The following is a 21,392-nucleotide window of genomic DNA, read 5'->3' on the forward strand; positions in this document are numbered from 1 at the left end:
AACGCTTGGTACAGAACCAAGCGTTTTATCCATCTTTGTTGAAATCCAATCCTTGAAGTTCCTTATGCTTATGCAATTTTCTCAAAAGTACAAGAAACATGATTTCCATGAAGAGACCTAAAGGGATCGTAAAGAATAGGTAACCCAATATAATGTCTCGTGAAAAGTTCATCGCAAATGTATGGATGAGTGTGATAAATAGCATAACAGTCATATAAATTTTAAACGTTTGTGAGCTTCTACTTATTAAAACTTCATCCCCTAGAGCAGAGACAACTGTCATTATTAACTGAAAAACAAGGAATACAATGACCAACTTGAAAATTTCTAGTGAAAAGGTATAGGTATCCCAGATAGGTATGCCGACAAAAGATCCTACTTCATTCCCATTCACATTTTGTTGGATAAACACAGTTGGAATACTAATGAGTATAAGCACGATCAAAAGCTTTTTCAATAGATTGCCGGATCTGCTTTCTGAAGGAACCCCGACTAGGCTTGCGAAAATGAGATAATACCCGATTGGCTCTGGCAAAATATCAACGTAAATCAAATGGATCTCCAATAGAATAAAAACGAAGCCCCAGAACATTTGCTTAAAATTAATTTTCATTCGCTCTCACCAGCCTCTTTTCCTCGATGATTTCGTTGATCGCCTTTTGATCTAACTCAGGGTGATCTATGATTGGTAGCTCCCTCACAAACTCATCACCCGATTCTGTTTTTCCGTTGAGTTTGATGCTGAATTGAAAGAAACTATACCTTGCCGGATTGAATTGTATGAAGAAGCGGACCCATTCTTTTTGTTCCAAAGCAAATGGAAGTAAATCATCATTAGGGGTGACACCTGGTAAGTCATCCCATTCCTTTTCGCGGTCTTCATCGAACCATTTTGGAGGATTCGCACCAGTCTTGAGTTTTTCGAGTTCACTCAATTTATCCTGTTCAAGGTCAACTTTAATAAAAATGTCATCTGACAATTCCTCTTTAAAAGGAATCTCAATTTCCTCAATGTTGACTGGTTCTAAAGCAACAATCGATTTCTCCTCTCGATGCTGATTACTACTTGAACTTATTTGTGTCTCTAACACATTGGGGTATTCCGAATTTTTATGAAGAATGACTTCTCCAATATCAGCCAAAAGGGATTTTCCATTGGAAAGATGGACCTCCATTTCTGAAAACGATAAAGGACCTTCACCTTCGAAATCCATGGGAAACGTAACATTAAGTGCTTTTAAATAATGATGTGTATACTCTTGTTCAAACTGAGGTTCCTGCGACCCCCATATAAAATCCATATTCGAGCTCGCATATGCCTCAATTCCATCAATTTGTACATGATCAATTGATGAAGAGTCCGACTTATTGGTTACGTAATAAAATGTGAGCATTGTCTCATCTTCATCGTTCATAGTGAGTTCATAATAATGCTCCAAAAATAGTGGGGCATCCAGCTGTTTAGATTGGAAATACAAATAATTGCCGATATAGCTAAGGATAATGACCAATATACTGACCCAGAATATTTTTTCCTTCAAACAAAAACCCCCAATTATATAATTCTCTAAAACTATTTTACCATCAAGGTTTGGTAATATTTTTATTTATTTCAATTTTCTTGAAATAATGCGATAATAGAGGTAACAGATATCTAATAGGTACGGAGGGAGGAGTTTCGATTGTATTATGATAATGTTCTTGATTTCATCTATGTAGCATTATTCTGGTGGGTGATCTTTCTAGTTTTTCAACGTATTAACAACCGTTACCCAAAGAGTAATCCATGGAAGAAGGATATTATGTTAACGTTCATACAATCTTTAGTAGTTACACTTTTGCTTCCGATTATCGTGAAGATTTTTATATAGACACCTTTCGTTTAAAAGGCATAGGAGTTATCCAAATGCCTTTTACAACCCCCACGTAAACCATTTTCCATGCCCTTCTGTTTGACCAACAACATGTTTATACTCTTTCCCATCAAAAGAATAATCTAGATGAAGGTCGCGGTCTTTTATATTGTTATATAGATGAAAAATCTCACATTCGGATCCGATCTGCTTAACCTTCTCTAGCAATCTATTCCTCACTCCTGCAGGCATTTGGTTAGCCACATGGGTGTGAAACACACAAATCGCATATTCGCTTGAAACTTCTTTAGAAAGTTCATCAAGCATTTCAACACCATTCCCTTTAATCAATCGTATTTCGTTCGCCTTAACTATTTTTGCAGCTTTTTCAAATAACTCCCGTCTTTCATGATGTTCCGGCCAAATGAGGGCTTTTAACCAAAGGACATTGTCATCATCTTTTAAATCAATTGGATGGAGGTCAATGCCAATACGAGAAGCTACTGGAGGAATATAGTCTTGTAGATTAGGAGCATTATCTCCTTTTATCTCAGCTGTTATATGTAAAGTTGATTCTCTGTTTCCGTAAGCTACACCCGTCCCATACGAGTAACTATACTGATCCCATAGCAGCTGCAGGCCGGCACTGGTCCCAATTTCAATCAATGCTAGCGGCTTTTTCGTGATATTATAAATATATTGAAAGGCCGGAAAAAGATAGGAACATCGTCTTACTTCATTTGTCTGAACCAATTTTTCCTGTAAAAGCGGGATGATTTCATTAGAATATTGATTGCAAAACTCTTTAAAAGGTAAAAAGGATTCATCTACTTTTCGGGGATGCTTCGTCATACTTGGATAAAAATATCGTAGACTGTGATCATTTCCTTTTAATAAAAGGTAATGAACAGCACCAAACAACAAATTAGATGAAGGCTGACCACTACGTGCATGAGTAGCCAACTCTAGGAGTTCATCATCGTCGGCAATTTGTAATGAAAGAAATTCATACAAGCTACTTGAACCCTTACACTCGGTGTTGGCGAAGTTTCGAAACTTAATAGACTGAGTGTTATTCACTATTTTTCTCCTCCTGAAAATTTTTTTAACTTGACCCTCAAACCAAGATAAGCTCAAGCGAATTATATTAAGAAAGGTTTGGTGGATTACATGAAGGAACAAACAATAAAGTTTACGTATAATGAAATCGACTTACTTATAGAAGCAATGGATAAGGATATATGGAAAGATATTAAATGGAAGTTTGTAACTGAAGAAGAAATTGAATCTTTATTAAAAACCTCTTAAGGTATCCCTTAGGGGGGGTATTTATTTCCCATTATTCCTCTACCCACTCCAATTGACCGTTCTCTATTAGGCTTAATAACTTGTTTTCACCCTTAATTACATAGCTTTTGTCTTCGATTTGCAACTCACTTTCAGTAATAACTAAACTGTAAGCATCTTTACCAATATAGGCTGTCACGAAATAACCCAATCCAGATCCAAATCTTGTTTTCATAAGGTTCATATCAGAAGGCTCGGTAATGAATCTGTGTATCAATGATTGATCGGTGATGGTAGCTTTATTGTTCATGTAGCCCTTCTTTTGAACAAATGTCATTGCAGTTACTTCAATTTTATCGATTTTCTCCGTTTCCCCAATGTATTTACTAACTTCCTCACCATAAGTAGTTTTCGTGATTTTTTCATAAGTAAAAAAGATTCCAAAAGTAGCAATAACAGAAACAACCATTAAAACAAGAGACAATTTGTACTTCTTTCCCTCAACATATTTCCATTCCATGAATGACTGAAAACCCCAAAAAGAAAACATAAAAGAGATGAGAAGCCATTTTGTATGGTTAACATTATCAATATCAAATAATGTATAGGCACTTCCCAAAAATAAGATGACGATAAGGATGCCGCCTATCCGGAATTTTACTCGCCCGTCTGATTCGGCCAAATTATACCCTGGTTCTAATCGTTTTCCTATAACACTATCGATTATAGACAGCAGGAAAAACATAAATAAAAAAACGAAACCCATTAAATCCCCCCAGTCTTACTTTGATTATACTGATTATTGGAAAAATATACTAGGTGAGGTCTGAAGGCGAAGCGTAATTTTTGTACAAATTCACCTAAAGTGTCAAAATGAAATGGAAATAGGAAAGAATACAAGTATGAACAAGCAAGGAGTGAACGAAATGAGTTCCCTTTTTAAACGAGATCTTAAAAAGCATTGGTATATAAAATACAACAATAATGGGTATCCACATATACAGCAAGGCTTTGTGCTACCGCCTAATCGGTTTGAGGAGTTTGACCCGTTTTTAATTATGGCGGAGGACTGGTATAAGCGCGGCGCATTTCCGGACCATCCACACCGAGGGTTTCAAACGATTACCTATGTAATTGATGGACGATTGGAGCATATCGATAACCACGGTGGAAACTCAATTTTAGAGGCTGGCGATATCCAATATATGAATGCTGGCAGTGGTGCAAGACATGCTGAGGAGCCAGTTGACCAAGATATTGCTCATACACTACAGTTATGGTTGAACTTACCGAGTTCCCTAAAAAATACAAAAACCTCCTACCAAAATGTGTATATAGAGGATGTACCTCATGTGAAAATTGAAGGTGGGGAATTAAAGGTCTACTCTGGAGACATAGCGGGGGTTAAAGGACCGATGAATAGCTTGGTCCCCATTACTATGACTGAAATTTCACTTGCGAAGGGTATGACATACAAACACATACTGCCTGAAAATCACAATGGGTTTGTATATGTACTTTCCGGTGAAGTAGAGCTTGGTGAAAGTAAAACACCTCTGAAAAAAACAGGGGCAGGAACCCTTACTTTTAACGAAAATGGTAAAAACGAAAGTGAATTTGAAATATCAGCAAATAGTCGTTCAAAATTACTTGTTTACTCAGGGGTGCCACTGCGCGAAGAAATTGTCGCTTATGGCCCATTTGTTATGAATTCAATGGAAGAAGTCCAACAAGCATACCGTGATTATCACGCAGGAAAATTTGGCCCGCCGGCAGAATAAGGAGTATTGTTACAATGAATAAAGAAGTAATTGTCTATACAACAAATGACTGTGTCGAATGTACTTTTGTTAAAAAGGTTCTCACTGAAAATGGTATTCCATTTGACCTCCGAAATATTGCAGAAAACGAGGTCTACCAAAAGGAAGTGGAACGCTTTGGTTTTCTAGGTGTCCCTGTAACAGTTGTAGGTGACCGCGCTGTTAAAGGATTTACCCCTGAACTTATTGAACTATTAGAACCGTTGAAAAAATCCTAATCTCTTTGCAATGGTTAAAAGTGGTACAAGTAGGAAATCCTAAAGTATACACCCCTAAAGAAGATGGGAATAAAATAAGGAAACAAAATTATTGGGTGAACTTATGGAGAAAATCAAAAGCTGGGCAAAACGCTTGAAAAAACAAATATTCGTCTTGTATTTTGCATATAAGGATGCGAGGGTTCCGTGGTATGCTAAGCTTTTTACTGCTGGAGTGGTAGCTTATACATTCAGCCCGATCGACTTAATCCCAGATTTTATACCAATCCTCGGATACCTTGATGAGGTCATCCTTGTCCCAATTGGAATCATGTTTGCATTGAAAATGATCCCAAGTGCAGTGATTGCAGATTGCGAAATGAAAGCAGAAGAAATGATGAAAAACGGTAAACCCAAAAACTGGGTTGCAGGGATACTTATCCTGTTCATATGGGCTTTAATTTTGATCTGGATGATTGTCAAAGCATCACAATATATACTTTAAACCTGTATTTCAAAGTGAAATACAGGTTTTTTTTGGTCGTTAAGTAATCTTTGTTGGCAATTGCCCTGAACATCCTGATTGTGATGAAAAAGCATTACTCAAGATGAAGTAAAAAATATGAGTGATAAAGTAGATTTTCTTGCGTTGTACGATAGCGTATTGGCCGGAAAAGCGCTGTCACTTGTCAAATTATTATGATTTATTTTGTATGAAATTTGATGTTTCTGCTTTTTTTCATGTTATAATAACAAAGGATGGAATGAAGAATAAGAGTTTATTAGTATTCCATTCATACAACTGAAGATGCAAGGCTGTATTATCGGAGCCATGAACTTCTAAATAAACTTCTTACTTTTAACTGGCTTTTAAATAGCCTATAATTATCATATAGTAATGAAATATTAATCTATAACTTTATTCAGTTTTCTTACTTCAGTTAATTGGTACGAAAACACAGGAATTTAAATTTGTGTGAGCGTTTAAAACATGTCTGAATAAAGTTAAGCCTCCGGCGGATGCCACAGATTTTCAATGGAATCTTTCGAGCAAGCTCGAAAAAAATCTGGGCACAAATACGCCAAGGCGCATTTGATAAGATTGCCATCCAAAATGGCCTTAATTGAGACGAGAAAGAGAATGTCTAATAATGGTGAGCCCGATTTTGTGACCGCCTTCATCTTTTTTGTCCAAATTTTAAAAGAAAAGGTTGATAAATATGAGCAACATAGAAACCAAAACAGATGTCATTTTAATCGGTGCTGGTATCATGAGTGCGACATTAGGGACACTCTTGAAGGAACTAGTGCCTGAATGGAACATTACCGTTTTTGAAAAGCTCGATAAACCAGGAGAGGAAAGCTCTCACGAATTGAATAACGCTGGTACAGGTCATGCTGCACTATGTGAACTTAACTATACTGTTGAAAAACCAGACGGAACATTAGATATAAAGAAAGCAATTAATGTCAACGAACAGTTCCAAGTTTCCAAGCAGTTTTGGGCATATCTTGTAAAGAACAACTTAATCCAAAACCCACAAGATTTCATCATGCCATTACCGCATATGAGTATGGTTCAAGGAGAAAAGGATGTCGAATTTTTAAAGAAGCGATTTGAAGCGCTGTCAAAAAATCCGTTATTCCAAGGAATGGAGTTTAGCGAAGATCCGGAAAAACTTTTAGAGTGGATTCCGCTCATTATGAAGGATCGCTCGTCAAATGAGCCAATAGCTGCTACAAAAGTAGATGCTGGTACAGATGTGAACTTCGGTAATTTAACACGAATGTTGTTTGAACATTTAAAGAATAAAAATGTCCAAATTAATTACAACCACAGTGTAAAAGATGTGAAACGTACAAGTGATGGTCTATGGGACTTGAAGGTGAAAAATCAAAGTAGTGGTTCTGTTGAACATCATAAAGCAAAATTCGTCTTCATTGGAGGCGGTGGAGGAAGCCTACATCTACTCCAAAAGTCTGGTATTCCTGAAGGAAGACATATTGGTGGATTCCCTGTAAGTGGGATTTTCATGGTATGTAATAATCCGGAAGTGATTGAAAAGCATCATGCCAAAGTATACGGAAAGGCGAAGGTTGGTGCGCCACCAATGTCTGTTCCACATCTTGATACAAGATATATTAACAACAAAAAGTCATTACTATTTGGACCTTTTGCGGGATTCTCTCCAAAGTTCCTAAAAACAGGCTCCAATATGGATTTAATTACATCAATCAAACATGATAATTTGTTAACGATGTTAGCTGCAGGGGTAAAAGAAATTCCGCTAACAAAATACTTGATTCAGCAAGTTATGTTATCAAAAGAACAACGAATGGAAGAACTCCGTGAATTTATCCCAAACGCAAAAAGCGAAGATTGGGATTTAATCGTAGCTGGCCAACGTGTTCAAGTTATTAAAGACACTGAAGCAGGCGGCAAAGGAACCCTTCAATTTGGTACTGAAGTGATTACCGCAGCTGACGGTTCAATTGCAGCGTTACTAGGTGCATCACCAGGTGCATCAACTGCTGTTCATGTTATGCTTCAAATCATTAAAAAGTGCTTCCCACAACAAATGCTAGAATGGGAGCCAAAAATCAAAGACATGATTCCTTCATATGGGTTATCCCTTATGGAACACCCAGACCTACTGGCGAAAATCAATGCTTCAACTGGAGAAGCACTTGGCTTAATCGAAAAACAAGAGAAAGTAGAAAAAAAACAAAAGGAACTTGTCCTAAGTTAACCACTTACGATTTATAGATAAAAAGAACCTTCAATCTTGATTGGGATTGGAGGTTTTTTATGTAAAAAATCCGAACCACTCAGTAGTCCGGATTTTGTATTTCTTAATTCAAATAAACCTTTAATGCATCTAAATTAATTTCTTCATTGCCAATATCATACGAAGGAATTACCTCAATATACTTTGGTGGATTTTTACTATCAATTTCAAAGACAAGCATAGAATCTGAAACGGTATGGAGTGATAATTTTTCACCTTGATCAGAAACAACCTTAAAATGTAGATTTTCACCTTCTATCCCAGCTGTTGATAATTCTTCATAAGTTAGCATAGCGTTTGTTTTTCCAATCTTTATATCATGAAAAAGCAGACTATAACCCTTATTAGTAGAGTGCATGGTTTCATTAAGTACAATTTTCCGCGAAGGTAATTTTTCAACAGAAAGATTAAAGGACCACTCCCCTCTTACGCCGGCCATATGTGTGAACGTAATTGGGATTTCTAGCTCGTCTGGACTATTCTCGTTGGGGTTATTCAATATCATTGCACCCACATATTCATTGCCTTGTTTCGTTATGGTCCCCATAGTTGAACCCCATCCAGATTCATCTTTTCCGTCAAACATCTTATAGGAGTACCCAGACTCTGGTCCTGTTTCTCCGCCAAATGTGTCAGACAAGTTGTCACCAGATGCTTTAAAGGTTAAACCAACATAGGAGCCATCATAAAAAATCGATGTAATACTCATTTTGACCCCATTATTTTCAACGGTTTGATTCATTTCGGTTATTAGTTGCTCAGCTGCCAAATTCTGACCAATTGTCATTTGATAATTATCGTAGATACTCCCAATGATTGGAACTTGAGCAAGAACCTGATTAACAGGTGTAAAAATAAATCCGGATGCTAGGAGTAAAGCTGCAGCCCCAGTAGCAAAAAAAGTTGTGCGTTTTAGTGGTCGTATGTATTTTCTTTTTCGACGGAACCTTTCACCGCGCTCGATCCCTTTTTTAATCGCAAAATTTAGTTCTTGTTTCGGTATTTCAATATCGTTATATAAGTCTTTTTCCATAATAATCAGCCCCTAACGTTTTTCTTAATTCAGCCTTTGCTCTACGTAAATAGGTTTTAATGGTTGATTGTGGTTTATCCAGAATCGTAGAAATCGTTCGAATTGGCAAGTCATAATAATAGAAAAGTAAAATAGCATTTCGATAGTTCATATTTAGCGACGAAAGTGCCTCTGATAAATCGATTGTTAGGTTCGTTTCAGGTGTCTGGCTTGATTCGATTAAATACTCTAATGTTTCCTCGGGAAGCTTTATCACCTTTTTATTACGTGCAAGTTCTTTATAAGCAGTTCGCATTAAAATCTTCACAAGCCATGTACTGAAAAAAGCGGGTGATTTCAGTTGATGGATGGAAATATAGGCCTTATAGGTGGCTTCCTGTATGACATCAAGTGCATCCTCTTTGTTCCGCATATGTAAATAGGCAATTTTATATAACTTTTCACTTTCAGATTTTATAAGCTGTTCAAATGCTTGTTTGTCACCAGCAATGGCCAACTCAACTATGTTCGTAGAATATGACATTTCCTACTTAACCTCCTTTCAACTATTAGAGGTATGATATGTAATAAAAAGTTTCAATTAAATGTATTATTTATAGTAATATATCATTTTGTCGAAAGAAAAACTTCCCGTTGTCGCCTATTCTGTGAAGGAAGAACACTACATTTGTTGAATAAATAGGATGGTAAATTTATTTTTAACTAAAAAGGAGAAATTCCATGAACATTAAATTAGTTGATGTCACAGAGGGTAATTTTTATGATGTTATCAATTTAAAATCTGATGAAAACCAAGAAAAGTACATCCAAATCTACGAAAGATGGGTGGGTTCCAATACATATTTTCTTGCACTATGCCAAACATTTGGTTTCACTCCAAAAGCAATCTATAATGGCGATACACTAATTGGTTTTGCCTCTCATGGATATCAAAAGGAAACAAATCGATATGAATTAATCAGTATGATGTTAGGGCATAGGTATCAAGGAAAAGGATATGGAACCCCTGTTTTAAATGCAATTATTGAGGATATGGTAGGTGCCTATCAATGTGAGGAAATCTATCTATCTGTTATCTATAATAATGAACGTGCAATACGAACCTATGAAAAAGCGGGGTTTATCCCGACCGGAGAGGTAGAAGAGGGCCATCATCCTGAGCCGATTTATTGTTTGAAAATAAAATAAGAAACGGAGTGCCCAAAGGTCGAACCTATAGACCCTTGGACACCCCTCGTTATTATTCTTTAAAAGCTTTCGAATATTGAACAAGTCCTTGAACATGATCAAGAGAACCTTCAGTTAGTTCGAGAGCCATGAATACCTCATTCGGTACATCAAAAGGAGCTCTGATATTCCAGCGATTCGCCTGTTTGAAGCCAAACATAGGATAATAATCTTTATGTCCAAGTACAATAACTGACTGATATCCAAGATCCTTTGCCTTATTAAGTGCAGAACGGATTAATTGGCTTCCAACCCCTTTTCTTTGATACTCTGGTGCAACAGAAACGGGGGCAAGTGCCAGTGATTCGACGGAGTGGTCTCCATCCACAATCTTAATTTTTGAAAGAATGATATGTCCAACAATCTCATCTTTTTGATTAACGGCAACCAATGAAAGTTCTGGTATAAAAGCATCTGATTTTCGAATCCGGTTTACGAGAAAATGCTCTGTCTTATCACTGTATTCTTCTTTTAAAAAAGATTTTCTTACAACTTCTTCTGTTTGAAAATAATCTTCAGTTTGTTCTTGTCTTATTACTATTTCCATATATAATCCTCTATTCTAGGTATATTTTTTATGTATAAATGGTACACATCCCAGCTCTAAACAGAAGTTTACCAAATGATAGCCTACTCCTATAATACCTTCATTTTAGAAGGCTATGGAACATGGGTCAATGATGCTTTGTAGGAAATTGCAAAGTGATAAAGGGTTACGAAAGTTTAAGTAGAATAAAAACATAGAATGGAAGAGCATAAAGGAGGATTTTGTAAACTATGGAAAATAAGTTAAAGCAAAAATTGAAAGAATTAGAGGAAATGCATTTAAATATAGAAGTTCGAAAAAAACGTGAGGAGCTAGATAAACTACTAGCAGATGACTTCTTTGAGATTGGTAGTTCCGGATATATGTTTAATAAAAAAGAATGTCTTGAATCTAGAATTGACCTTTCAGTAATGTCACTCCATAACTATGAAATTTATCCCCTGGCACCAGATGTCGTTTTAGCAACCTATTTCATTGTCAATGAGACGAGGAAACGGAATACACTTCGAAGTTCCATATGGAAACTTATTGAAGGAAGATGGCAATTGTATTTTCATCAAGGGACGATCTCACCATTGAAGTTGAGTGAAGTACTTAACGAATAAATTTCACGAAATTTATAAGTCATTGCCTAGCAAAGATAAAAACATACATAGTTGGTATAATAGGTACGTACTTCAATTACATATCTAGGACGTGATGTACATTTTACATGCCATTTTCTTTTTTATCATAGCAGGAATCGCTGAAATCGGAGGAGGCTATTTGATATGGCTTTGGTTAAGAGAAGGGAAGCCGTATTACTGGGGAATCGGTGGGGGAATCGCATTGGCCCTATATGGTGTGATTGCTACTTTTCAAACCTTTCCATCTTTCGGTAGAGTTTATGCGGCTTATGGCGGGGTCTTTATCGTTCTTTCTGTCCTTTGGGGGTGGGGTATTGATAAGAAAACACCCGACCTATACGATTGGCTAGGTGCTGGAATTTGTATCATAGGTGTTTCCGTGATGTTATTTGCACCACGACAATAACAAAAGGGCATTGATCTAAGGAAGGATCAACGCCTTTTTTCTTTTTGGGGATTTCTGTTTCGTATTTTTAGTGACAGTTTTAATGAAAAATACGCCTACAATAAGGGCAAGAAAATTGAGAGAATCACCAAAATTCACTGTGAAATTAATATTGTTATTCACTCTTATATAGTTTCGATTATCAGATCTCGCCTGCGAAACTTTTTCATTGTTATCCAAATTGATCCCTCCATAATGAACGGTTGTCCTAAACTCAATATATGAAAGAAAATAATAAGTATTCGTGCCAATATCCTCACAACTACATTATTTTGGTTTGTCCGATAAAATGTGAGTTGTGTCCGATATATTGGCAACAATGTCCGATAAAATCAAAATATTGTCCGTTATCCTGCCATCTTTGTCCGATAAGTACAAAATTCTGTCCGATATCCAAGATTAGTAGAAAAAAACGAGTACATCATTCAAAATGGCTTGGCATTTTACAAGAGTTCTTGAAGGGAAATAAGATGTTATCCAGAATATAGGAAGGAGAATTTAAATCAGAGCTTAGCGTTAACCAGCTGATTGTGTTAACTACTTGCAAATAAGGAGAGCAGTTTATGGAAAGTTTATTAAGAAAATCAGGTTTTTATGGACTTATATTTGGCTTGGCGATATCTATACTATTTGTCAATTATAAAGATGTTTCACCGATAGATGGTGGTCATATAACAACATATAAACCAGTATTTGATTATATCATTACAATTTTACGGATTGGTATTATTGGCATGTTTTTAGGTCTATTTATTGGTTGGAAAAGCTATGAAAGTAAGCATAAAGCACAACTAAAGTCATATTACCTTACAGTCTTTTTTGCTGTTTTTGTTATCTACATAATAATAATGATGGTATTTAATTGGTAAACATGTAGTTATCGCATTATTTTACAATTAGTTTATCAATTCTTCTTCTCCAAAAAACAAGAACATATCAGGCAGACATGTTCTTGTTTTTTGTGTGATGTTTTTAAAGGCTAGCTTTTATTTAGCACTTTGGAAAATAGCAAGCACCGATAATGATTAATAAGATAAACAACACAACGATCAATACGAAGGTATTATCGTTACAAGGTTCAGGACAAGCATATCCATAACTAGGGGTAAAATCATAGCTTGGGGCTGTATATGTCGGTTGTGGTGCTACGTAAGGGGTATGAAAAGATGCCGCATTTACGTTAGATAAATTTAGCTCCATGTTCTTACTTCCTTTCTCTTGTGTAGATTCCCTACAGTATACTCACCTAGTCTCAAAATGCCACGTTTCTCTAAGAAAATGGGTCATTGTCACGGGCTGATAAAAGTATTACGGAGAACCTTTTATGTAATATTTTGGTATTGTTGTGTGGTAAAATTGTTTACATAAGTAGCCAGTACATTTCGTGGTTTTGGGGGTTAGTTTGGTGAAGGAAGATAAAAAGGTTTCGTACATAAGTATGTTTTTTGGGGGAGTTGGGACTGTATTAATTTTATTAGCGGCAATTAAGCTACTTGATTCGGATAAATTATATGAGGGGTATCTTGTAATTTTCGGTTTTATATTCACAATCGGTTATATTAACAATTTAGAGTCTAAAGCGGGTGTAAGTAAAAAAGCAACCTGGGTTAGAGCAATCCTTTCCATGGTGGTCTTATTACTAGTTTCATATTTTGTATTTTTCTTATGAATGGAGGGATTGTTAAGTGAGAAAGGGTAAAAAAAGATTTAGTTTGGGTGGGTTACTCGTGATCTTTTTAATCCTATCCTTATTATTTAACCCAACAAAACAGGACTATATAGAATATACAAATTTTAATGAGATCCCAGCAGAATCTTTCAATGAACCAGTTGATATCGAAATAGAAAGGAAAAATTTCTTTATCTTTTCAACTTATGCCCCAAAATTGAAGGTCTTCGAAAGTTACTGCATTGTTCATTTAGGATTTATGAACAGTTTTTTTCAAATTTCTGATGGACAGTACGATTACCCATGGTGGTTAAAACTTTTCAACTAGGCTGTTCACGTAGATGATTATACAAATGATTTTATAAGACGGAATATTTTGAAACTAAACGAGGGGTAGATCCGTATAGACACAAAAGGGGGAGCTGATTTGGCCGAAGTTATTTTGTGTTTGATATTAATGATTCCTTTATATGCAGTGTTAATTTGGACCTACTTCAATCCAGAGGAAAGTATGTTATTCGGGCAAAGGTGGATGTATAAGGGAAAACCTGAGTTTTCGGAACATGCCATTCGTTATACGAAATTTATGGCACGCGTAGGTATTTTACTTATAACAATGGTATTCGTCCTCTTTATTATTGATCATATCATAATCCGACTTATCATCATTCTTGGATTCATTTCTTATGTGATCATCGGGGGCTATCGGTTACTCCAAAAATATTTGGAATCTTAAAATGTCGAAAATTTAGGATGTAAAAAAACGAAAAAATTATCATTTTTTGTAAGCGATTTTTGTATAATGGATTTAGGCACTACAGGGCATCTGCAGTGCTTCCTTTTTTATAAGAAAGATGGAGGGAACATTTGATGGAAAATGAGATTTTGGTAGATAAAGACAAACAAGAAAAACCAAAAGTGAAGGTAGAGCGGAAAGAAGGGGAACCAACTGCAGCCTTTAAAGGGGCTTCGTGGGCAGCGTTATTAGTTGGTGTTGCTGCTTATCTTATTGGTTTATTTAACGCCACAATGGAACTGAATGAGAAAGGGTATTACTTTGCAATCTTAATTTTTGGTCTGTATTCATCTGTTTCTTTGCAGAAAGCTGTAAGAGACAAAGAAGAGGGAATTCCAGTAACAAGTATCTATTATGGAATTAGTTGGGTTGCACTCATTGTATCCGTATCACTAATGGCTATTGGGCTTTACAACGCAGGAAGTATCGTTTTAAGCGAAAAAGGATTTTACGGAATGGCATTTGTTCTAAGTATTTTTGCAGCTATAACCGTTCAAAAGAACATTCGTGATACACAAAAGGCAAGAGAAAGAGATTAAGAGATGAAAAGAGGACCTTCCATGTTTAAAATGGATGGTCCTTTCCTTTTTGTTTTTTTCGTTTCCATAACAAAAACGGGGTCCAACTTAATAAGATAATGAGTAGGATGGATACAAGCGTAAGGGTTACAGTATCCGTCATCAAGATTGCTGTGTAATCTCTAAAATCCATCTTTTTAGCAAAGACCTGATAAGGGTTATCGACATTATAGACGATTGGCATTTCCTCGGTATATTTTTTATAACTATGCCATGTGACGCCCTTTACGATAAAAATACTTTCGTGATCCTTCGGTTTATACATCAAGGAGATGTAGTACTCATTTTCGTTGTAGATTGATGTTCCCCTATCAAAACCACGATCCGTAACAATAGCCATTGTTTCAACATGATTCTTTCCAAAATATTTCTCATACCCGTTTTCAAGTGCTAATTTTGTTTCTGTTGAAAGAAAGAGAAGGAGAGCTAGTATCAAACTACCAAATATAAGTAAAGAAATCACAAAACCTGCAATCTTATTAATATACAAGCGTCTTGAAATAGTTGAAAATAATTTCCTTATTATTTTAATTTTGCCTAACCAATATAAAATATAGCCGATGGGATACAGGCTAAAGACGGTTAACAAAATATAAAACCAGCGTATTTCCTCTTTTAACAGTGTCTCTGTATAAAATTTTCCGTCAACCTCATAACCGGAAATTGTATCCCCAACATCAATTTCTTCAAATAATTCCTTAGAGATTGTAATCATGGAATCATTATGTTTTGTAGGGATACTACTATCGGGCAAGACACCGATTTGGACGGAGAACCTAGGCCCTTCCAATAGTCCATTCACTACATACTTACGCCAAACCCTCTCCTCAACTTGATTTTGCTCCGCTTTTTCAAGGAACTTCCGATGCTCCTGAACGTTATCATAGATCGTATAAAGGATAACTATAAATGCAACCAATGCCAGCAACTTCAACCCATTTTTGTCCCATAAATCTTTCATGAATGACACCCTTAATTTTCCTTTTTGCTAGTATAACATCGTTTAGGGTGTTTTTATTTTCTTTGACAAAAAAAGAGCTGTATCTTAACAGCTCTTTTACATAGTATAGATTATTTTCCAGGCTTGAATTTGATTTTCATTGCTTCGGCCATTAACACGGGTAGGTTTGTGTTTTCATGTAATCCGCTAAATAAATGAGACCCTGGTCCGAATGCATATAAAGGAACGTCAGTACCAGTGTGCCCTGAGCTTGACCAGCCAACAATTGCACGTTCAGAAACAACTTGATTGATTGCAATCGATGGAGAGTTAGCAGCCTTGATTCTTTCCACTTCGGCAGCAGTTAAATCCAAATTTGTATATTGCTTAACCACTTCCTTTACATTACTGCGGTCAGCGTTCAGTTTGCTTTCCATGAAATCACCAGTTGCTGTAACGTTACGTAAAACATCGAGATTTGCATCTCCTTTTCCATAACCACCGACTGACATCCCGCCAGTATCATGGTCACCAGCAACAATCACTAATGTGTTGCCATCCTTCTTAGCAAATTCTACCGCTTCCTTAACAGCAAGTTCAAATGCTTCACTGTCCTTCATTGCCCATGCAGCATCATTATCATGACCAGCCCAATCAATTTGGCTTCCTTCAACCATTAAGAAGAACCCATCCTTATCCTTTTTAAGAACGTCTATCGCAGTTTCTGTCATTTCTGCAAGGCTAGGCTCGTTGGTTTCATCACGATCTAATTCAGGTGCCATGCCGTCTTCAGCAAATAGCCCGATAAGTTTGTTTGATTTCTGGACTTTTTTAAGCTCATCGTGATTTGTAACATATTGATATCCATTTTTGACGGCCTCATTCAGTAAGGTTTCAGGGAAGTATTTTTTACCTCCGCCAAGAATAACATCGACATCATTTTCTAGCAATTGTGGTGCAATATCTGCTTCATTTGAACGTGAAGCTACATGAGAAGCAAATACAGCGGGTGTTGCATGTGTAATTGTTGAAGTTGCAACTAAGCCTGATGATTTTCCTTTCTCTTCAGCAACTTCAAGAATTGTTTTTAAATCTTTCCCATCTGGAGATGTACTAATCATCCCATTATTTGTTTTGATTCCAGTTGCCATAGCTGTACCTGCTGCGGCTGAGTCGGTCACCTCTGAGTTAGAGGAATAGGTGCGATGCATCCCAACAAGCATTGAATCAAGCACAGTTTCCTCACCTTTATACCATCTGTAGTTCGTTGCATATGAAGCAGAGTAGCCGTCTGGAACCATAAAAATAACATTTTTAGCTTTACCATTATTCGTATCTGGCTTACTTGATTTCGCATCAGCAGCAGGAACTGAAAAGTTTCCAACAAGGGCTCCAAGTGCGAGTGAAGATACAACAGCAAACGGGATCAGTTTCTTTTTAATTGATTTGTTTTTCATTACTATTCCTCCTAAAATGTTGTTAGGATTAGTATAGAATTCGAGTTTGAATATCGTTTTACTAGAAAGTAAATAAAAGGTTAATAGGAGAAAATGGTATAAACCTCATGCTTCATATATATCTATAAAAAGATAAATAGATATTTTAGCATAATCTTTTTAGCTATTACGTATAGTTAAGTGGTTCGTTATGATGGGAAGTTTAAGTTTGACTTTTGAGATGGGAAGTGGGGGTAATTCGTATGTACTAGACACGCCTACATCTTTTATTTACACTTCTGATACAATATTTACTTTTTTAGCTAAAACAGTGAAGGATTAGGGGGGACTCATCATGAGATGTGGAGCAAAATGCTTTCTGGTTGAAATAGAGGTAGACGGAAAAGTAAAAGTTGAGTCAGTCAACGCAAGAACATCGGCGGAAGCGAGAAAACATATCCGAAAACAATTGGGGCAAGACACTGAAATTCTGACAGTTAAAGAAGAGAAGAAGAAAGTATAATGATAAAAGGGTATGTTTGGGATGGGGGAAACTAACGTAAAAAAGATGATTTAATGTGTATGAATTGTTTAAACGATTCCATGTGCGTTGTCTACGACAGCGCATTTTTTATTGTTTTTTTAGGTTATTTTCGTAAACTTTGTTGCTCTTTGAGCCGATTATGCAAGGGGTATATTATTGTCCTTTCAGTGATTTCAGTGGATGGTACGAGATCCTCGAAAATGCTTGCATTTTCTTCGTGCGGTGTAGCTTCAAGGAAGCAATTCAACGTCCTGCGGGAATAGTGAGCCAGGTGAGACACCGCAGTGAACATAGCGACTTGTCCAGTTGCAGCGGCTAGAAATTCGAGAAATTTCAACTCCTCCTTCAGAGGCAAAAAACTCCTCTTTGTCGGAGTCTCCGACGCACAGGACGTGCTAGTGCCGACTCCGCCACAGGACGTGGCGCTTTAGTCGGCCAATTTTCTCGTTTCTGTGCAAGCCGCCTCCACATTTCGTTGAGGAGGCTTGCGGATCGCCCGCGGAAAGCGAGTACCAGGAGTGGAAATCACCCTACATATAAAAGCAAAAATCTTTTAGAAAAAAGCCTTTTTTAAAAAGAATAGCTAAAAAAACGGATGTAAATTCTGGAAGCACATGCTACTTTATAAGTAATGTAGAGTAATCCAAATCTAAATAAAAGGGAGATCACGTTTGATGAGCCAATTCATTCGAGACCAATATCCACTTAAAGGGAAAAATGTACTAATTACTGGAGTTAGCCGTCGCCAAGGGATTGGGTATGCGATAGCCCGCCAAGTGGCTGCATGGGGAGCATCTGTTATGATTCATCATTTCCAGCCGCACGATCAAGATCAATCATGGGGTGCGGATGATTTGAGTGAAGTACTGAAAGGTATTAACGCAGAGCTAATAGAAGGTGCATTTCTATATGACATAAGCGGGAATTTTTTAGAGCCTGAAGAACCAAAAAGGGTGATGGATGAAATCCGTAATAAATATGGACATATAGATGCTCTTGTTTGCAATCATGCAATGAGTGGTAGCGATGGCTTACTTGGTGAACTGACTGTAGAAATGTTAGATAAACACTGGGCTGTAAATGCACGCTCGTCCATTCTACTCGCACAATATTTTGCAGCTCAACATGATCCTAAATCAGGCAGAGGAAAAATTATTTTCATGACCTCGGGACAAAGATTAGGTCCCATGCCAGGAGAAGTTGCCTACGTTGCTTCGAAGGGAGCGCTTGCTGATGTAACGCTGACACTATCAGATCAATTGGCTGATCAAAACATTACTGTGAATACCGTGAACCCGGGACCAGTTGATACGGGGTATATGACCGAGGAATTATGGGAACATCTTAAACCCATGTTCCCATTTGGAAGGATTGGGCAGCCGGAAGATCCAGCGCGTCTTATTGCGTGGTTATTAACGGATGAAGCTTCGTGGATGACCGGACAAATTATTAATACAGAAGGAGGCTTTGGACGTTGGCGTCATCCTTCCTGATGGAGGAGTTTAAAGCTGTACGTACCAGTCTTAGAAACGATAAATGCTTTACCGGAATCACACTCAGATTAGGGAGTTTTAGGAATATTGTCATGAACTGAAGAATAAACGTTATAATACAAGCCTTCCTAATCTTTTCGTTAAGGTGCTGATTTTTTGAATAGGAATAAGAATATTAGTGTAGCAATTCTTTTGCTGATTTTGATACTCGTTATTCTGATTGTCCATGTGATCCTTCATGTAAATGTGTATGTTGTCTACAGCGCAAGTCTTGGTACGATATTTATGATTGGCCTTATCATATTTCTCATTGTTTTACTCATATTAAAAACATAACCGTCTAAAGAGGTGTTAATCAAAGAAGGATTAACACCTCTTTTTGTTGAACTAAAGTAATATTACAGTTGTCATTTCTTACAAATTGGAGGTTCCTATGGCATTTCTATTTTGGCCGTTTATGATCGTATCACTTATCCTTTCTGTTTTATCAATCTATAAAAGAAAACCTTTATTACTCGTAATATCAGCTGTGCTTATAGTACCACTGTCACTATATCTTGCAGCTACACCACGTTTTGAAATATGGGGACTTATATTTCCATTGTTTTATGTCGGGGCTGCCGTGTCCCTAGCCAGAAAAGTAAAATGGTTATCCATTTTGCTGGTATCTCCAAATTTTATTCTTATTGGGTGGATAGGATTTTCGGTAATGAATCAGTAATTTGTAGAGGAGTGTCTCAACATGGAAGTACAGTTAATAAAATTACAAACAGATAATATGAATGAAATGAAGAAGTTCTATGCTGACCTTTTCGGATTTCCATTAATTAATGAAAATAAAAGTAGCTTTCGAATTAAAGTAGGTTCTAGCCAGTTAGAATTTACTACGGAAAATGTAAAAGGGAATCCGTTCTATCACTTTGCCTTTAATATTCCTTCTAACCAGTTTAGTGAAGCTAAGTCATGGGTCAAAGAGAGGGTGGAACTAAATGTGGAGGATGGGGGTGATGAAGTCTATTTTTCTTTCTTTTCCGCACATGCTTTCTATTTTTACGATCCAGCTGGGAATATTGTAGAGTTCATTTCAAGGCAGGGCCCAAAAGAAGAAGCAAAGCCATTCTCGATAGACAATGTGATAAATATTAGTGAAATAGGACTTACAGTAAATGATGCAATTAGTGCTGGCACTCGGTTAATAGAAATTGGTATAAATGAGCGTGACAATAATCCACTTAGTCAAACATCACTACATGGGAGATAAATCAAAAGGAGTATTCATCATTTTAAATCAACCCGGGAGAAGATGGATCTTTTCCGATAAAATCTCTGCAATATTTCCAATTGAAATTTTAACAACAGATGGCAGAAAAATTATAGTTAATTCTGAAAATCTGATAGAAGTGTATGAATAATAACCACTATTTTGTTTTTTAATTATTTTGGAAGGTGAATGTATATGCAACAAGTAACATTAATTCGGCCATCACTAGACTATCAATTTGAATATCTATCTTTCTACAATGAATGGAAAGAAAGTAATGAAGATATGGTACCTTGGGTGATTAGTAAAGACCCATCAAATTTTCAAGATATGCTTCAATCTCTATTTGATGCTGAAAAAGGAGAAAATCTCCCGGAAAATTGGGTACCTGACTCGACCTTTTGGTTAGTTGGTGAAAATAAAAAAGTAATTGGTGCAGTAAATATCCGCCATCGATTAACTGAAACGTTATTCAACAGTGGTGGTCATATTGGATATGGAATCCGTCCCTCTGAGCGACGTAAGGGGTACGCATCGAAACTTTTAGCGTTATCTTTAGAAAAAGCGAAAGAACTTGGGATTCAAAAAGCCTTAGTTGTTTGTGATGAGGATAATATAGGTTCATTAAAAACAATAGTAAATAACGGTGGGGTACCTGATACGGACTTTATCGAAGAAGATGGAAATGTAATTAAAAGGTTTTGGATAGAAATTTAGATACTTTTGCTTAAGGTTAGAACTAGATAGTTTCCTTCGCACCAGCATTAATTCTCTCCGGATTAATGCTGTTTTTTTGCTATTTTTAAGATAATTTATTATACATAATTGATGGTTAACACTATATTCATAGC

Annotated in this window: 30 protein-coding genes; 20 read left to right on the plus strand and 10 right to left on the minus strand. The window is 36.5% G+C overall.

All coding sequences use genetic code 11. The features are described 5' to 3' along the window. Window positions 1-25: 25 nt before the first annotated feature. Both NST91_RS05170 and NST91_RS05175 read right to left on the minus strand, forming a co-directional pair. Window positions 26-613: a hypothetical protein gene (locus NST91_RS05170; protein ID WP_341330290.1), complete on the minus strand. Its 588-nt coding sequence runs from the start codon at window positions 611-613 to the stop codon at window positions 26-28. Next, window positions 603-1,541 (minus strand): hypothetical protein, encoded by a 939-nt coding sequence (locus tag NST91_RS05175; RefSeq protein ID WP_341330291.1) that lies wholly within the window; start codon window positions 1,539-1,541, stop codon window positions 603-605. The genes NST91_RS05170 and NST91_RS05175 overlap by 11 nt, the downstream gene beginning before the upstream one ends. A gap of 141 nt (window positions 1,542-1,682) precedes the next feature. Here NST91_RS05175 and NST91_RS05180 point away from each other — a divergent pair, with 141 nt between their 5' ends. Continuing rightward, window positions 1,683-1,871, plus strand: a complete 189-nt coding sequence (locus NST91_RS05180) for a hypothetical protein (RefSeq protein ID WP_341330292.1) — start codon at window positions 1,683-1,685, stop codon at window positions 1,869-1,871. 42 nt (window positions 1,872-1,913) lie between these two features. On the opposite strand, the gene NST91_RS05185 is transcribed toward NST91_RS05180, so the two are convergent. Then, window positions 1,914-2,933: a DUF2332 domain-containing protein gene (locus tag NST91_RS05185; protein ID WP_341330293.1), complete on the minus strand. Its 1,020-nt coding sequence runs from the start codon at window positions 2,931-2,933 to the stop codon at window positions 1,914-1,916. Window positions 2,934-3,023: 90 nt separating this feature from the next. Between NST91_RS05185 and NST91_RS05190 the strand changes: the two genes are divergently transcribed. Further along, on the plus strand, window positions 3,024-3,161 hold the full coding sequence (locus NST91_RS05190; protein WP_165918152.1) for a hypothetical protein: 138 nt from the start codon (window positions 3,024-3,026) through the stop codon (window positions 3,159-3,161). A gap of 31 nt (window positions 3,162-3,192) precedes the next feature. Here the strand turns inward: NST91_RS05190 and NST91_RS05195 are convergent, their stop codons facing one another. Next, a complete protein-coding gene (locus NST91_RS05195; protein WP_341330294.1) occupies window positions 3,193-3,906 on the minus strand; it encodes a DUF4181 domain-containing protein in 714 nt (237 codons plus the stop codon). Between the two features lie 160 nt (window positions 3,907-4,066). On the opposite strand from NST91_RS05195, the gene NST91_RS05200 reads away from it, so the two are divergent. The 4 genes from NST91_RS05200 (at window position 4,067) to NST91_RS05215 (ending at window position 7,907) form a co-directional block, all read left to right on the plus strand. Then, a complete protein-coding gene (locus tag NST91_RS05200; protein WP_341330295.1) occupies window positions 4,067-4,921 on the plus strand; it encodes a pirin family protein in 855 nt (284 codons plus the stop codon). A gap of 14 nt (window positions 4,922-4,935) precedes the next feature. Further along, entirely contained in the window at window positions 4,936-5,178 is a 243-nt protein-coding gene (locus NST91_RS05205; protein WP_099361506.1) for a glutaredoxin family protein, read from the plus strand. Between the two features lie 103 nt (window positions 5,179-5,281). Beyond that, window positions 5,282-5,662, plus strand: coding sequence for a DUF1232 domain-containing protein (locus tag NST91_RS05210; RefSeq protein ID WP_121446499.1), 381 nt, complete (start codon window positions 5,282-5,284; stop codon window positions 5,660-5,662). Window positions 5,663-6,377: 715 nt separating this feature from the next. Next, window positions 6,378-7,907, plus strand: a complete 1,530-nt coding sequence (locus NST91_RS05215; protein WP_341330296.1) for a malate:quinone oxidoreductase — start codon at window positions 6,378-6,380, stop codon at window positions 7,905-7,907. Window positions 7,908-8,010: 103 nt separating this feature from the next. Here the strand turns inward: NST91_RS05215 and NST91_RS05220 are convergent, their stop codons facing one another. Both NST91_RS05220 and NST91_RS05225 read right to left on the minus strand, forming a co-directional pair. Then, entirely contained in the window at window positions 8,011-8,979 is a 969-nt protein-coding gene (locus tag NST91_RS05220; RefSeq protein WP_341330297.1) for a DUF4179 domain-containing protein, read from the minus strand. Further along, on the minus strand, window positions 8,960-9,502 hold the full coding sequence (locus NST91_RS05225) for a sigma-70 family RNA polymerase sigma factor (protein ID WP_341330298.1): 543 nt from the start codon (window positions 9,500-9,502) through the stop codon (window positions 8,960-8,962). Before NST91_RS05225 ends, NST91_RS05220 begins: the two co-directional genes overlap by 20 nt. A gap of 197 nt (window positions 9,503-9,699) precedes the next feature. On the opposite strand from NST91_RS05225, the gene NST91_RS05230 reads away from it, so the two are divergent. Next, entirely contained in the window at window positions 9,700-10,167 is a 468-nt protein-coding gene (locus tag NST91_RS05230) for a GNAT family N-acetyltransferase (protein WP_341330299.1), read from the plus strand. A 52-nt stretch (window positions 10,168-10,219) separates the two neighbouring features. Here NST91_RS05230 and NST91_RS05235 read toward each other — a convergent pair whose 3' ends face one another. Beyond that, window positions 10,220-10,753 carry a GNAT family N-acetyltransferase gene (locus tag NST91_RS05235; protein WP_341330300.1) on the minus strand — a complete coding sequence of 178 codons (534 nt, stop codon included), beginning with the start codon at window positions 10,751-10,753 and terminating at the stop codon, window positions 10,220-10,222. 230 nt (window positions 10,754-10,983) lie between these two features. Here NST91_RS05235 and NST91_RS05240 point away from each other — a divergent pair, with 230 nt between their 5' ends. From NST91_RS05240 to NST91_RS05250, 3 genes are all read left to right on the plus strand, one after another. Further along, window positions 10,984-11,358, plus strand: a complete 375-nt coding sequence (locus NST91_RS05240; protein WP_341330301.1) for a nuclear transport factor 2 family protein — start codon at window positions 10,984-10,986, stop codon at window positions 11,356-11,358. Window positions 11,359-11,452: 94 nt separating this feature from the next. Beyond that, on the plus strand, window positions 11,453-11,785 hold the full coding sequence (locus NST91_RS05245; protein ID WP_341330302.1) for a YnfA family protein: 333 nt from the start codon (window positions 11,453-11,455) through the stop codon (window positions 11,783-11,785). Window positions 11,786-12,387: 602 nt separating this feature from the next. After that, window positions 12,388-12,693 (plus strand): hypothetical protein, encoded by a 306-nt coding sequence (locus NST91_RS05250; protein ID WP_341330303.1) that lies wholly within the window; start codon window positions 12,388-12,390, stop codon window positions 12,691-12,693. 121 nt (window positions 12,694-12,814) lie between these two features. Here the strand turns inward: NST91_RS05250 and NST91_RS26285 are convergent, their stop codons facing one another. Beyond that, window positions 12,815-13,024 carry a YjcZ family sporulation protein gene (locus tag NST91_RS26285; protein WP_440273785.1) on the minus strand — a complete coding sequence of 70 codons (210 nt, stop codon included), beginning with the start codon at window positions 13,022-13,024 and terminating at the stop codon, window positions 12,815-12,817. 205 nt (window positions 13,025-13,229) lie between these two features. On the opposite strand from NST91_RS26285, the gene NST91_RS05260 reads away from it, so the two are divergent. From NST91_RS05260 to yiaA, 4 genes are all read left to right on the plus strand, one after another. Beyond that, entirely contained in the window at window positions 13,230-13,493 is a 264-nt protein-coding gene (locus tag NST91_RS05260; protein ID WP_341330304.1) for a hypothetical protein, read from the plus strand. A gap of 16 nt (window positions 13,494-13,509) precedes the next feature. Beyond that, window positions 13,510-13,821 (plus strand): hypothetical protein, encoded by a 312-nt coding sequence (locus NST91_RS05265; RefSeq protein WP_341330305.1) that lies wholly within the window; start codon window positions 13,510-13,512, stop codon window positions 13,819-13,821. 99 nt (window positions 13,822-13,920) lie between these two features. Further along, complete coding sequence (locus NST91_RS05270; protein ID WP_341330306.1) at window positions 13,921-14,229, plus strand: hypothetical protein; 309 nt, start codon at window positions 13,921-13,923, stop codon at window positions 14,227-14,229. Between the two features lie 134 nt (window positions 14,230-14,363). Continuing rightward, window positions 14,364-14,828, plus strand: coding sequence for an inner membrane protein YiaA (gene yiaA, locus NST91_RS05275; RefSeq protein WP_341330307.1), 465 nt, complete (start codon window positions 14,364-14,366; stop codon window positions 14,826-14,828). Window positions 14,829-14,853: 25 nt separating this feature from the next. Here the strand turns inward: yiaA and NST91_RS05280 are convergent, their stop codons facing one another. Then, window positions 14,854-15,828, minus strand: coding sequence for a hypothetical protein (locus NST91_RS05280; protein WP_341330308.1), 975 nt, complete (start codon window positions 15,826-15,828; stop codon window positions 14,854-14,856). Window positions 15,829-15,938: 110 nt separating this feature from the next. Further along, entirely contained in the window at window positions 15,939-17,264 is a 1,326-nt protein-coding gene (locus tag NST91_RS05285) for an alkaline phosphatase (protein ID WP_341330309.1), read from the minus strand. 334 nt (window positions 17,265-17,598) lie between these two features. On the opposite strand from NST91_RS05285, the gene NST91_RS05290 reads away from it, so the two are divergent. The 6 genes from NST91_RS05290 to NST91_RS05315 all read left to right on the plus strand — a co-directional run bounded on the left by NST91_RS05290 (window position 17,599) and on the right by NST91_RS05315 (window position 21,258). Further along, complete coding sequence (locus NST91_RS05290; RefSeq protein ID WP_341330310.1) at window positions 17,599-17,766, plus strand: hypothetical protein; 168 nt, start codon at window positions 17,599-17,601, stop codon at window positions 17,764-17,766. A 695-nt stretch (window positions 17,767-18,461) separates the two neighbouring features. Further along, on the plus strand, window positions 18,462-19,280 hold the full coding sequence (locus NST91_RS05295) for an SDR family oxidoreductase (protein ID WP_341330311.1): 819 nt from the start codon (window positions 18,462-18,464) through the stop codon (window positions 19,278-19,280). Between the two features lie 156 nt (window positions 19,281-19,436). Then, entirely contained in the window at window positions 19,437-19,616 is a 180-nt protein-coding gene (locus tag NST91_RS05300; protein WP_133372279.1) for a hypothetical protein, read from the plus strand. Window positions 19,617-19,713: 97 nt separating this feature from the next. Further along, the gene (locus NST91_RS05305) at window positions 19,714-20,001 is read left to right on the plus strand and encodes a hypothetical protein (RefSeq protein ID WP_341330312.1); all 288 of its coding nucleotides are present in this window, start codon (window positions 19,714-19,716) and stop codon (window positions 19,999-20,001) included. Window positions 20,002-20,022: 21 nt separating this feature from the next. Then, window positions 20,023-20,541 (plus strand): toxoflavin lyase-like VOC family protein, encoded by a 519-nt coding sequence (locus tag NST91_RS05310; RefSeq protein ID WP_341330313.1) that lies wholly within the window; start codon window positions 20,023-20,025, stop codon window positions 20,539-20,541. 195 nt (window positions 20,542-20,736) lie between these two features. After that, window positions 20,737-21,258, plus strand: a complete 522-nt coding sequence (locus NST91_RS05315; protein ID WP_341330314.1) for a GNAT family N-acetyltransferase — start codon at window positions 20,737-20,739, stop codon at window positions 21,256-21,258. Window positions 21,259-21,392 lie beyond the last annotated feature (134 nt).

It is taken from the genome of Ferdinandcohnia sp. FSL W7-1320, assembly GCF_038050315.1.
Taxonomy (GTDB): Bacteria; Bacillota; Bacilli; order Bacillales; family Bacillaceae_L; genus Ferdinandcohnia; species Ferdinandcohnia aciditolerans.